This window comes from Chryseobacterium sp. Y16C (assembly GCF_022488405.1).
Taxonomy (GTDB): Bacteria; Bacteroidota; Bacteroidia; order Flavobacteriales; family Weeksellaceae; genus Chryseobacterium; species Chryseobacterium geocarposphaerae.
Map to the genome: position 1 here is coordinate 2521729 of NZ_CP092711.1, position 14775 is coordinate 2536503.

At 36.7% G+C, this 14775-nt stretch carries 5 protein-coding genes; all 5 read left to right on the forward strand.

Going from position 1 to position 14775, the window contains the following annotated elements; genetic code table 11:
* The first annotated feature begins 79 nt into the window (after positions 1-79).
* The 5 genes from MKS83_RS11195 (at position 80) to MKS83_RS11215 (ending at position 14709) form a co-directional block, all read left to right on the forward strand.
* The gene (locus MKS83_RS11195; RefSeq protein WP_240579771.1) at positions 80-3430 is read left to right on the forward strand and encodes a T9SS type B sorting domain-containing protein; all 3351 of its coding nucleotides are present in this window, start codon (positions 80-82) and stop codon (positions 3428-3430) included.
* Positions 3431-3620: 190 nt separating this feature from the next.
* Positions 3621-5072 carry a T9SS type A sorting domain-containing protein gene (locus MKS83_RS11200; protein ID WP_240579772.1) on the forward strand — a complete coding sequence of 484 codons (1452 nt, stop codon included), beginning with the start codon at positions 3621-3623 and terminating at the stop codon, positions 5070-5072.
* Positions 5073-5365: 293 nt separating this feature from the next.
* Positions 5366-8209, forward strand: a complete 2844-nt coding sequence (locus MKS83_RS11205; protein ID WP_240579773.1) for a T9SS type B sorting domain-containing protein — start codon at positions 5366-5368, stop codon at positions 8207-8209.
* Positions 8210-8346: 137 nt separating this feature from the next.
* The gene (locus MKS83_RS11210; protein WP_240579774.1) at positions 8347-11187 is read left to right on the forward strand and encodes a gliding motility-associated C-terminal domain-containing protein; all 2841 of its coding nucleotides are present in this window, start codon (positions 8347-8349) and stop codon (positions 11185-11187) included.
* A gap of 117 nt (positions 11188-11304) precedes the next feature.
* Complete coding sequence (locus MKS83_RS11215) at positions 11305-14709, forward strand: T9SS type B sorting domain-containing protein (RefSeq protein WP_240579775.1); 3405 nt, start codon at positions 11305-11307, stop codon at positions 14707-14709.
* Positions 14710-14775: the final 66 nt, after the last annotated feature.

The following is a 14775-nucleotide window of genomic DNA, read 5'->3' on the forward strand; positions in this document are numbered from 1 at the left end:
CCATCCCGACAATCATAGTTAAAATTTTATGTAAAAAATTGATTTTTAATACTTACATTTGCATCCCTTATTGAAAAAAATGAAAAAATTTCTATTAACCATTTGTACATTTCTTTGTTTATTCTTTAATGCTCAGCTTGATACGGATCATTGGTTTGCTCCAATGGCTTCAAAAGCAGGCTCAAGCGGACTGAGCGGCTACTTATATCTATCAACAAACGAAACAACTCCATTTCCGGTACAGGTTTTTAATAACAATACGCTCTTTACCACCGTACAGGTAAGTAAAGGAAACCCTGTACAGGTAAGTATTCCGAACGATTTTTTAATTACAACCAATCAAGCCCTCCTATTTACTCCCAATTCTATGGGAATGTATGTAAAAGGCACAAAAAAATTCTTTGCCAATTATCGATTTTCTTTACAAAACCATGCTGAAATTATCACTTCAAAAGGTCTTGCCGGGTTGGGAACGAAATTTTATGCAGGAGTAATACCCATTACAGGTATAGCCAACTATGTAAACTCTACGATTGGAATTACTGCCACTGAAGACAATACATCTGTCGTGATTTCCGGATACAACCCGAACGTTATTTTTTCTGATGGCAGCTCCTCTGCTACTAAAACATTTACTCTTAACAAAGGACAGTCTTATATTTTAGACGCGGTAAGTTCGGACTCACAATATAATTTAGCTGGTCTTGTAGGAGCAAAAATAGAATCTACAAAACCTATTTCCGTTACCAATGGAAATTTCAACGGAATATATACGAACCAGAATTTCACCAACAATGATGTTCTTATGGATCAGGCAGTTCCGGTTGACAGATTAGGAAAAGATTTCGTATTGGTAAAAGGCAATGGAAATATCACTTACCAAATGGAAACCGCTCTTTTGATTGCCACTGAAGACAATACCCAAATCTCGCTGAATGGTGCAAGCACAGGAATTACACTGAATGCAGGACAATACTTTATGGTTCCTAGCAGTAATTACATCAATCAAGGTAACGGAAATTATAATATGGGAATTTCCACGACCAAAAATGTGTATGTTTATCAATTATTAGCAGGGATTACAGGAAGCTCGTCCGTCAATGAATATGCAACCGGCGGAATGAATTTTATCCCTCCTTTAAGCTGTTTCATGCCTAATAAAGTTGACGAAATTGGATTTATCAACCAAATTGGCGCACAAACGTACAACACAAAACTTAATATCATTACCCAAACGGGAGCAACGGTAACATTTAACAACAACCCGATCGCTGCTGCAAACGGGCCTTACCCTGTAACAGGAAACCCGAACTGGGTAACCTACTCCATTCCGAATGTATCAGGAACGGTTACTGTAAGTTCCACAAAATCCGTAACTGCTGGAATTGCTTCCGGAAGTGGGGCTGTAGGATACGGAGGATATTTTGCAGGTTTTTCATCAGTGCCGGTAATTTCTAAAACAGGAGATTGTTATTTAGGAGTCTTATTACAGGTTGACAACACTTATGACAGCTATCAATGGTATCTTAATGGTAATATTATTCCCGGAGCAACTTCTTATTCTATCAATCCTGAATTATATGGAGCCGGAAGCTACACTTGTTTAGTTACCAAAACCAATTGCGAATCTAAGCTGACCACTGCATATAATTATACACTTTGTCCACCAATTACAACGACAACATACAATATTGGATCTTGTAATACGAAAACCATCATTCCTGCGTTTACGAACTCTACACAAAGTATAGTTCCTGCTAATACGGCAATTATTTCCGCTCCCGCTTCAGGAACAGCAACTGTGAATCCTACGACAGGTCAAATCACTTACACTCCCAATGCAGGATTAACAGTAAATACAACAGATACTTTTATTTATTATATACAAGGAAACGGGAACCCTGCAGATTTTGAATATTTTAAAATCATTATCAATACCAATGTGCTACAGGTAAATAATGCTTCGTTATCTTCTTGTGCAGATGCAAACGGAAACGGAACTTTCAACCTTACTACAGCCAATGTATCTTCTGATCCAGGGATTACTGTCACTTATTTCACCAACGCCAACTTAACAGGACAAATTACAACTCCAGCAACCTACACAGGACCTGCCGGAACAGTATATGCTAATGTTACTTCACAGTATGGATGTTCAAAGGTGGCACAGATTACCTTAACTACCAATCCATCTCCTAATATTAATACGGCTAATTTCAATGCCACATTATGTGATGATAATTTTGATGGAATCATCAATGTAAATTTTGCGAATATCACACCACAGATCGTTAGTAACTCCACAAACTTTACTGTAAGATATTATTTGGTTCAGGCAGATGCCAATGCAGGAAACGCAAATACATTACCCGCAAACTGGACCTATACTACCAACACCACCGTTTATGTAAGAGTAGATGCAACTACAGGTACATGTTCGACGGCTTTTGGTCAAATTAATTTTAAAATTGGCAACAGACTTACCTTACTTAATAACAATATCAGTGTAGATATTTGTGACAACAACCTTGACGGCTCCGAAACCGCCAATTTAAATGATTATAAAAATCAATTTACAGCAGATCCATCAGTAACTTTAACGTTTCATTCTACTTTAGCTGATGCACAAAATGGTAGTAATGCCCTACCTGTTTCACAGATCATCACTTCTGCAAATACATTCTATATCAGGTTCCAAAGTCCTACAGAATGTCCGAATACAGCAGTTTTAAATATTAAATTAAAGTCACCAAAAAAATCTGGTACGCTAAGTGATCAGGTTATTTGTTCAAATGAAAAAGCAACACTTAATGCCGGAGCCGGATTTACATCATATCTTTGGAGCACAGGTGCTACCACGCAAAGCATTACAGTCGGAACGGGTACTTACTATGTAGACTTAGGATTTAATGGTTGTGTCTATCGTCAAACCGTGAATGTAACAGCAGCACAGGCTCCGACTATCACAAGAATTGAAACTTCAGGTTCTACAGCTACTATTTATGTTACCGGAGGAACTCCTCCATATCAGTATTCTTTAAATGGAATTGATTATCAAACCTCCAATGTTTTCACCGGGTTATCAAGAGGCCCACATAAGGTTTATGTACTTGGAAAAGACGGATGTCAGCCGACAACAAAAGACTTCCTAATTGTAAATCTCATCAACGCTATTACTCCCAACGGAGACGGCCATAATGATGTATTAAATTATTCAGATCTGAGAATTAAACAAAACGTTTCCATTGAAGTAGTAGACAGATACGGGGCTCTTGTTTACAAATCATCTGACAACAATTATATCTGGGATGGAAAATCAGGAGGAAGAACACTTCCTACGGGAACTTATTGGTATATTTTAAAATGGACTGAGCCGGATACTAAATTACCGGTTTCTTACTCGGGATGGATATTGGTAAAAAACAGATAATAATTATTACTCCTCTAAACCATATACAAACAGCTTCTTCGGAAGCTGTTTTTTATATATAAATCATTCATAAAATATTATCACCGACAATAACAGAGCAATAACATCTTAAACAAGTAAATTTCAATTATTTATTTCACTACACGAAGAGAATTTGTTATTTTTAAAAACTTAAACTTAAAATTTAACTATGAAAAAAACATTTTTATTCTTGTTTCTGACATTTATAATGTCTTGGAATGCTTTGCGAGCACAAAACGGAGGATCAGATTACATCATTGTATTAGATAACGGAAGCTCAATGACAACACAACGTTTCGAATCAATGAAACTGGGAGCAACAAAACTGATTCAACAGCTATTATCATGCAATCCTTTAAACAGAATTGCGCTAGTACATTATGGTACCGGAATTTATAACACCAGCAATACCAGTTATAGCCCGAAAATTTACATTGAGTATGATTTTTCAAACGACACTTTCATGATCCAACAGATTGAAAGAAGACTTGATAACGGAGATCATTTTCATGAAGCCCTGGGAATTATCGGAAATGCTTTGGATGGAGCTTCTAATCCTGACATTGTAAGTCCACAGACAACATTAAACAACGATCCGGCGAATCCTTTAAAGGTGGTAGTATTTACGGACGCTGAAAGGAATACGGGAAATCTCAGCTTTGGCTCTTATCTTGTCAACTACGATTACCCTACTCCCAATACTCCTGAAGCTTTCAAATATGTAACCGATTTTAAAGTCAATAGAAATGCAAAATTTGCAGTTATTCATATAAATCCGGATACTCCAGCTACAGAGGCTGCAGCATCTATTGCAAGCCAGGGAGGATCTTACAGCGGACCCGTGGAAACCAATATTGACGATCCCGATTACGGATCCCCAACAAGACTCTATTTCCCAAGAACAAGCTTCGACATGTCTCCGTCTGAAATAGATTACTGGGCACGCTTAGGCTCTCAGATTTGCGATACTTCAGGCTGGGGAAGTGTTAATTTTAAATATGAACCCAATGGATGCGGAACCAACATGGTGCAAACCATCTCCGGAAGCTATTCATTACCAGCCGGAGCTACTTTTACACAATTTAAATTAGTGGCAAGAGATATTGTTACAGGCCAGGATTATGGTGTCAATTTCAATCCGGTAATGACATCCCTTACAGATTTTTATTATGCACTACAACCTTCAGATTTTAGTTTTCCAGGAATTACGGATGCAAAATTTGTATTTATTTTAGGGCTTCAATATAATTATCAGGGTAACTCTTATGATGTGATGAGCTGGAACGGATATCCTTATTTTAATTATGATCTTTTATTAACTTCTTTACCTAACTGCGGAATGAGGCAGGCTGGACCATCTTCTCCAGTACTAAATGAAAACTCAATACAGATTACTCCTAATCCTACAAGCGGTGCAATAAAAGTCATTTTAGATCGAAAGAAAATTGAAGCCGGACAAATCCAGATCATAGATCTTAGCGGAAAAATAATATATGATAAGACGTTTAGAGACCAAAATACTGTAGACATTGATATTCATTCACAAAAAGAAGGAGTCTACATTATAAAAATTATCTCTGACAAAAATGTAATCTTTACCGAAAAAGTGATCAAAAAATAAATAGATGATTGAATAATTTGATATTGATGAGTTTAAACTTAAATCCGAAGAAATATTTCTTCGGATTTTTTTGTTAAAAACTTTCAACTCCAAAAAAATCAAAAAAAAGTTTTTTTTAGGAAAAGTATTAATTCATTAAAATACTTTTATACTCTGTAAAAAAAAGCGATACTTTTAATTTTCCTCATAGATTTTAATGAAAACATGAATATTATTTTAATTTTTTATTTATTATTCGTAAACAATATTCAAAATAATATTTTAATTTTGTAAAAATCCTAATTCCAACAACTATGAAAAGATTTCTATTCTCTTTCGTATTATTGTTTTTTACATTTAATACCATCTTTGCCCAAAAAGATACTGAGCATTGGATTGCTCCGTTCTATTATTCTCAGCAATATACGCAGGCAGTATATCTATCCACAGATTCCGTAACCCCTTTTGATGTTAAAATATACACAGGAGGTAGCTTTGGAACTTTGCTAGGTACCGTTACCATTAGTAAAAACAGTCCAAAAACTTACTCGATACCTCGTATCAATATTGCAACAAATAGTACTCTGGAGGCATTTACACCTATTGATAAAGGATTATATATAACTGGAGCTAAACCATTCTTCTGTAGCTTGAGAATGGTAAGTAGCACAACCCATGCTGAAATTGTCACAAGTAAAGGGAAAGCTGGTATAGGAAAAGAGTTTTACGTAGCTTCAACACCTTCTACAGCCACTTCAAATAACTTTACTGCAGCTGTTATGGCAACAGAAAACAATACAACCGTAACTGCAACTTGGAGTGGATTTGTAACATTTTTCGGCGGCTCTCCGACAGGAAATACCCATACTTTTACTTTAAATAAAGGACAGTCTTTTATATTTGCGGGGAGCGCAGGAGCAACAGCCCCTTTTACCGGAGCTAAAATTGTTTCTGACAAACCGGTTACACTTACTAACGGAAACGTTAATGGTAATTTCGGTAACAATACAGGTTCCGGGTCGGATGCAATTTTAGACCAATCTGTTCCTACTGAAAGATTAGGAAGCACATTTGCAATCGTAAGAACAAGATCTACTACATCTGATCTTGAAGGAGCTATTGTTGTTGCTGTTGAAAATGACACTAAAATATTCATAAACGGATCAACAACACCAATCGCTACATTAAACCAAGGCGAATGGTATAGAATTGCAGGCGACAACTATGTTTTGCAGGGAACAAATGGCCATTATAATATGTTTGTATCTACTTCAAAAAAAGTATATCTATATCAATTAGTTTCTGTTCTTGACAGTAGTGCAACATGCGGATTTAACTACATTCCTCCATTAAACTGTTTTTTACCTAGAAAAATTGATGAAATTGCATTTGTGAATGAAATGCCTCTTGGGACAAATGACACCAGTACGGTACCAACAGGACAAGTTATAAAATTAAACATTTTGACAGAAGCAGGTGCTACTGTTACTTATACTGTAACGCCTCCGGGAGGAGTACCAGGGGCTCCAATTACCCCAACTGCTGCACAAGGACCTTATCCCCTTACCGGAAATACAGCCTGGGTTACCTATGGTATTGAAGGGGTAACTGGTACTGTTAAAATTGAATCCAATAAAGCAGTAACTGCTGGAATTAACGGAGGATACAACACTTCAGGATATGGAGGATATTTTGCAGGATTCTCTTCAATTCCGGTTATTTCAAAACAAACAGGAGAATGTGCTCCGGGAATCATCCTGGAAGTAGATCCTGGATATGACTCTTATCAATGGTACCTAAATGGTAATATTATTCCGGGAGCAACTTCAAATACCTATGCTCCATTAGTAGGGGGCAACTATACTGTAAGAGTAACAATGGGAGGATGTCAGCCTGTAACAACAATAGCTTATAAAGTGTTCTCATGTTTAAAAGAAACAACAAAAACAGATGAAAGTTGCGGCACCAAAATCATAACTCCTACCTTCACTTCTTCAACTCAGGCCCCTGTTGCCAATACTGTAAAAATTATTACAGCACCTACTCACGGTACAGCGGTAGTAAATGCAAACGGAACCATTACTTATACTCCGAATGCTGGTTTCGCCGGCTCAGATGTAATTGTTTATAAATTCTGTGGAAACGACCCTGAATTTGTAGATTGTGAGCAGGTAACCCATACCATAAAAATTGTACCTCTTGTTCCTAAAGAACCGACCATCACAGCATGTCAATACGACACTGATCCTACTGCATTGTTTGACCTTACGACAGCAAATGTTATTGATTATACTTCTCCTTATACGAAAAAGTATTACCCTACACTGAATGATTTAAATACAAATAATAATGAGATCACAACTCCCAAAAAATATGCTTCAGCAGGTGGTTATGCTTATGTAAAAATAACAGCTGAAGGAGGATGCGTTGCAACGACAAAAATTAAATTAGTTCCGATTCCTGTAAAAAAATCCCCACTTTTGGTAGACAAATTTATTTGTATTGATGGCAGAACCTCTTTGGATGCAGGTCCAGGATATGACAGCTATCAATGGAGTACTGGGGCAACAACATCTTCTATTCAAGGATTGTCTGTAGGGGAATATACTGTCATTCTTGAACATAACGGCTGTTTCCTGGAACAAACTGTGCATGTGAAAAAAGCTCAGGATCCGGTAATTACTAAAATTGAAATTACAAATAATACTGCTACCGTAATCGTTACCGGAGGAGTTGCCCCTTATAAATATTCTGTAGACGGAACTACTGCATGGCAAGACTCTAATGTATTCACAAACTTATCAAGAGGACAACATACTTTTTATGTGAAAGATGCCTATAGCTGTACTCCTATCTCTGTGGAAGTAACTGTACCTAACTTAATCAATGCAATCACCCCTAATGGAGATAATGTAAACGATGTTATCGACTATAGTGCATTAGCTTATAAAGAGAATCTTACATTTGTAGTCTATGACCGATACGGTAACAAAATCTTCACCGGGGATAAATTCAACAATTATCGTTGGGATGGAAAAGGATCCGGGAAAAAGATTTTAACAGGTACGTATTGGTACCATATTAATTGGAATGAACCAAATGCGGCTAAAACTCCAATACAATATACAGGTTGGATCCTTGTGAAAAACAGAGAATAATTTTTAAAACTATATTTTAAGCCACAATTTAAAAAGATTGTGGCTTTTTTATTGTTGCTTTATCATATTTTCTTTTATTTTTTTCAAAACATATCAAATATTCTTTTAATTTTGCAAAAATCCTAATTCTAACGTTTATGAAAAAATTTCTACTCAGCTTAGTATTGATTTTCTTTTCAATCAGTACATTATTTGCTCAGAGAGATACTGAGCACTGGATAGCACCATACTTTATGAGCTCTAGTGCTACCGGATATACCAATACGTTGTATATGTCCACAGACTCGACGACACCGTTTCAGGTAAAGATTTATAACAACAATACTCTTCTTACTACCGTTACTATAAGTAAAGGTGCCCCACAGAGTTACACTGTTGCTCCAGCTCTTATATCTACCAGTAATGCATCTGAAGCTGCTACAGTGATTACCAAAGGGCTATATCTGAAAGGAGATAAGCCTTTCTTTTGTAGCTTGAGAGCCGCACAAAGTGCTCACGGTGAAATTGTAACTTCTAAAGGAAAAGCAGGAATAGGAACTAAGTTTTATGCAGCAGCAGCACCTATTACTTATAACAGTGCTTCTCTAATGAACTTTACTACAGGAATTATGGCTACAGAAGATGGCACTACTGTAACTGTTTCAGGTTATAACCCTAATATACAGTTTGTAAATAATACTCCTGCTCCTTTAAGTGTGACTTTTACTTTAAACAAAGGACAATCTTATATTCTTGCAGGGCTTGGAGATAACACTCCCAACTTTACAGGTTTCATAGGAGCAAAGATTACCTCAAACAAAGCTATTACGGTAACCAACGGAAATGCCAATGCAATGTATGCTACAGGAAGTCAGTCTTCAGGATCTGACCTTGTATTAGACCAGTCTGTTCCTACAGAGAGACTTGGAAACGAATTTGCAATGGTAAGAAGTTTATCTCCTATTAACAACTCGTATGATATGGAAGGAGGTATTGTAATTGCAACAGAAAACAATACTGAAGTTTACCTTAACAATGGAACAACTCCAGTTGTAACCCTTAATGAGGGACAGTATTATAGAATTTTAAATAATGCCTACATTAACCAAGGTAATAGCCATTACAACATCTATGTACATACTTCAAAAAATGTATACCTTTATCAATTGGTAGGTTCTGATGGAACAGCGACAGGAGGATATAATTATATCCCACCTTTGAACTGTTTCTTGCCTAGAAAAATTGATGAAATTGGAAAAGTAAGTGAAATGCCTGGATCGAGCGGCACGATCACTTTAAAGTTAAATATTTTGACTGAAGTAGGAGCAACTGTTACATATACCGTAAACGGAGGTGCTCCGATCACACCTACTGCAGCACAGGGACCTTACAATCTTACAGGAAACAGTAACTGGGTAACCTATGCTATAACTGGTGTTACAGGGAACCTTGCTATTCAATCGAACAAAGCCGTAACAGCAGGTATAAACGGTGGATATAGTACAGCAGGATATGGAGGGTACTTCGCAGGATTCTCTTCCATTCCTCTTATTTCTAAAACGACAGGAGATTGTATTCCTGGAATTAAATTGGAAGTAGATGACAGTTATGATACCTACCAATGGTTTTTAAATGGAAATCCTATTACCGGTGCTAATGGAAACACATATACTCCGACACAGGGAGGCGACTATACGGTAAAAGTTACTATTGGAAGTTGCCCTCCAGAAACGACTCCTGTCTTCAAAGTATTCACATGTTTGACCAAGTCTAACAAAACAATGAATGTTTGTGACATTTCGCAGGTGATCATTCCAGAATTTACTATTTCAACACAGACGTATAATCCGAGTTCTGTAACTATTGTTACCCCTCCTACTAATGGTATTGCGACAGTAAATCCTGTAACCGGTGTTATTAACTACACACCAAATGTTAACTTCGTGGGAACTGATACTGTTGTATATAAATTCTGTGGAATAGCTCCAGAGTTTGTAGATTGTGAACAGGTTACTTTAACTTTAAATGTTTCTGAACTTCCTGTCGTAACTGATGCAATATTGAGAACTTGTTTCTTAGAAACCAATACAGCTACAGGTCAATTTGATCTTACTATTGCCCAAGTTTCAGGACAACCAGGTGTAACAAAAAAATACTATCCTTCACTTACAGATGCACAAAACGGAACTAATGAAATTCTAACTCCTGATCACTATATTGCTCCAAATGGAGTTGTATTTATAAGGGTAACGAACGGAAACGGATGTTATAGAATTGCTAAAGTTACACTTGTTGTATTCCCTCCTACTAAATCTACAGTATTAACTGATAAGATTATCTGTATGGAAGATAAAACCACATTAGATGCTGGTCCTAACTTCGACGGATATCAATGGAGCACAGGAGCAACAACACAAACAATATCTGATGTTACTGTAGGTACATACTGGGTAAAACTAAAAACAGGAGACTGTTGGACGAAACAAACGGTAAAAGTATATGCTTCTGAACAACCTGTAATTACAAGTGTTGATATTGCTACAACTACAGTTACTGTATATGCAACAGGAGGAACAGCTCCGTACAAATATTCTATGGATAACATTAGCTGGCAGGATTCTAATGTCTTCACAAATGTTCCTAGAGGAAGCGGAGTGGTGTATGTAAAAGACGCATACGATTGTAATCCTATTTCTGTAGAAATTACAATTCCTAACATTATCAATGTGATTACTCCAAATAATGATGGTGTGAATGATATTTTAGATTACTCTGAATTAGGACATAAATCAAATCTGGTAATCGACATCTTTGACAGATACGGAACTAGAATTTACCAGGCCAACAAAGCCAACGGATACAAATGGGATGGGACAACGAACGGAAGCAAGAAAGTATCTACCGGAAGTTACTGGTTCAGCGTAAGCTGGAATGAACCAAATGCAAAACAAACTCCAGTTAAATATTCTGGATGGATTTTGGTTAAAAACAGAGAATAAACATTCCTAATACTAGAATTTATTAAAAAACCACGATTTGAAATCGTGGTTTTTTTATTGTTTTTTCAAGCTAATACTACTTTTTATTATTAAATTTGTGTCAAAAGCTACCCCTGAATGAGAAAAATTCTATCTTTTTTATTTATATTTTTCATTTCCATGTCTACTTTTGCACAGCTAGACAGAGAACATTGGTTTGCTCCTATGATGGATAGAACAGGAAACCCTAATCCTTATCAAAAGCTTTACTTATCAACCAATCGTTCTACCCCATTCCCGGTAAATATTTATAATAATAATGTTTTAATTGGTACCGTAACAATCAGTAAAAACAATCCTCAGAAGTTTGATGTTCTTAGAGATTATATTATCACAACATTGCAAACGGATCTTTTTACGCCTATCACCAAAGGTCTTTATCTAAAAGCGGATTTCCCCTTTTATGCCAATCTGAGATTTTCTGTTTTCAACCACGCTGAAATCATTACTTCTAAAGGAATCCCGTCTACTGGAAAAACTTTTTATGCAGCAAACGCTCCTATTACAGTAAGTAATAATATCCTAAACTTCATGACAAGTATTTTGGCAACTGAGGACAATACGACAGTTACGATATCGGGATATAAATCGACCGTTCAGTTTTCAAATGGAACAACCGGAGTTACCAATCCTACCATGACTTTTACATTAAACAAAGGAAAGTCTTTCATCATTGATGGTATAGGTGATATTGCAGGAAATTTTGATGGTTTTATCGGTGCAAAAATTGTTGCCAACAAAGCGATCAATGTAACCAATGGTAATTTTAACGGTCAGTATGCAGGTAATTATCCTACAAGTTCAGATATTTTGATGGATCAGGCTGTGCCTGTTGAAAGATTAGGAACCGAATTTGCCTTAGTAAAAGGAAACGGGAACATCGGATCCAATATGGAGACAGCTTTAGTAATCGCTACTGAAGACAATACCCAAATTTATGTAAACAATGAAATCCCTCCTATTGCCACATTAAACACAGGACAATATTATGTAATTCCTGACGCCAAATATATTTTGCAGGGAAACAACCATTACAACTTATATATAAGAACCACGAAAAACGCGTATGTTTATCAAATGCTTGCCGGAGATTCAGCATCCGGAAGCGAAGTTGCAACCGGAGGCTTTAATTTTATCCCCGCATTGAACTGCTATTTGCCTAAACAAATCAACGAGCTCGGTTTTATTGATGAAAACTTTGTTCTTTCCAATAATAACCCTACCGGGATTTTAAATATTCCTACCAAACTAAATCTGATCACTCAAAAAGGAGCGGTTGTAACAGTAAATGGCAATACTCCTCCAGCCAATACGGGACCTTTTGATATGACCGGAACCAATAACTGGGTAACTTATGGGATACCTAATACAACAGGGACTATTACTGTTATTTCCAATAAAGCCATTACTGCAGGAATTAATGCAGGAAGCGATGCAGTAGGATATGGTGGTTTTTTTGCAGGTTTCCCTACACAACCGGTCATTTTACAGACCGGGGCAGGTTGTGCACCGGGAATACAGCTTACGGTTGACCCATTAATCTATGACAGCTATCAATGGTATAGAAACGGATCCATCATTCCCGGAGCTACAAATTCAACATACAACCCTACTCAATCCGGCTTTTATTCATGTTCAGTAACAATGGGAAGCTGTGCGCCTTTAATTTCTAATGAAATTAAAGTCTTAAATTGTACAAAACAAAGTACTGCTACTTATAATATTTGTACTACACAAACAATAACACCTGCTTTTACAACATCAACACAAAATCCCGTTCCTTCTACGGTATCAATAGTCACTCCGCCTTCGCTAGGTACCGCCACTATCAATCCCACAACAGGAGTTATTACTTATACCCCAACCAATCCGGGAACGTTAGCAGGTACGGACACATTCACCTATACATTTTGTGGAAATGATGCTGTTTTTCCGGATTGTGAAACGGTGACTGTTACTATTCATTTAGAAGCCCTTACAACTACTAATGCAACAATTTATGCCTGTAACATAAATAATCAGGGTACTTTCAACCTTACCTCTGCCAATGTAAGTAACAATTCTCCTATTACAATTACTTACTACCCAACTTTAACAGATGCTCAAACCGAAAACCCAGCTGCTCTTATTACATCTACTACTGCTTATACCGCAGCAAACGGTACTATTGTGTATGCTGTCGTAAAAAATAATAATGGTTGTAAAAGTATCGCTCAGATCACATTAAGTCTTTATAATCTTGCTGTCATAACTCCTAACTATTCAGGAGTATTTTGTGATGATAATTTTGACGGCACTGTTACCGTAAATTTACTAAACATTACCCCAATTGTTCTTAATAACCCTACCTATTTTACCAATGTAAGGTATTATGCAAGTATTACAGATGCTAATGCAGGAAATTCCAACACCCTTCCTAATAGCTGGAGCTTCACAACAAATACTACAATTTATATTCGGGTAGATTCACCTGACGGATGTGCAGCCGTGGTACAACCATTAAGCTTTTCCATTGGGCAGCCTATCCAATTGTTAACAGATCGTGTTACAACAAGTATTTGTGATGAAGATCTGGATGGCAGTAAACAGATAAACCTTTTGCCTTTTATCCCTCAATTTACAGCAGATCCAAGTGTTACCTATACTTTCCACAGCAATTTGCAGGATGCACAAAATGGTACGACTCCTATCAATAGCACCATAACTCTTTCCGGGACTCAAACTATTTACATCAGGTTTGAAAAAAACGGTGTTTGCCCGGCTATAGGAAAAATAATTATTACCATTAAAACACCAAAGAAATCTGATATTTTATTAGATCAGATCATCTGTGCAAAAACAACGACTACTTTAGATGCTGGTTCTGGCTTCGAGTCCTATGTTTGGAGCACAGGAGCTACAACAACATATATTTCTAATGTTCCTGTTGGAAATTATTGGGTAGATCTTACTTATAACGGATGTGTATACAGACAATATGTAAATGTTACAGAAGCTCAACTTCCGTCAATTCTTTCCATCGATATTAACGGAACAACGGTCACAGTAAATGTAGGAGGAGGATTCCCCCCTTACCAATATTCTTTAGATGGTATCAATTGGCAAAGTTCCAATGTTTTCTATAATGTAGCACGAGGCTCTCATGTGGTATATGTAAGAGATTCTAAAAACTGTCAAATGGTTGAAAAGCCTTTTGTAGTTGTAAAGCTTATTAACACCATTACCCCAAATGGAGATGGGCACAATGACCAGATCGATTATTCCGGGCTTGCCGATAAAACCAACTTTGAATTCAGAATTTTCGACCGATATGGTGCCGAGGTTTTCAGAGGAACCCCTACCAACAATTATACCTGGGACGGAAGAATGGGAGGCAGAAATGTACCGACAGCAACCTACTGGTATTTTATCAGTTGGGTGGAATCCGGGCTCTCTCCTACTACTGTAAAATATACAAGCTGGCTTTTGGTAAAACACAGATAAAAATTTCAAAATACATATTTATAACAATCATTAACAGTTTTATATTAAAGTTTAATATACTTTAAC

What these genes read in the sequence shown, in the direction of transcription:
- MKS83_RS11195 (WP_240579771.1), top strand. Translation starts at nt 80, where the DNA reads ATGAAAAAATTTCTATTAACCATTTGTACATTTCTTTGTTTATTCTTT.
- MKS83_RS11200 (WP_240579772.1), top strand. Translation starts at nt 3,621, where the DNA reads ATGAAAAAAACATTTTTATTCTTGTTTCTGACATTTATAATGTCTTGG.
- MKS83_RS11205 (WP_240579773.1), top strand. Translation starts at nt 5,366, where the DNA reads ATGAAAAGATTTCTATTCTCTTTCGTATTATTGTTTTTTACATTTAAT.
- MKS83_RS11210 (WP_240579774.1), top strand. Translation starts at nt 8,347, where the DNA reads ATGAAAAAATTTCTACTCAGCTTAGTATTGATTTTCTTTTCAATCAGT.
- MKS83_RS11215 (WP_240579775.1), top strand. Translation starts at nt 11,305, where the DNA reads ATGAGAAAAATTCTATCTTTTTTATTTATATTTTTCATTTCCATGTCT.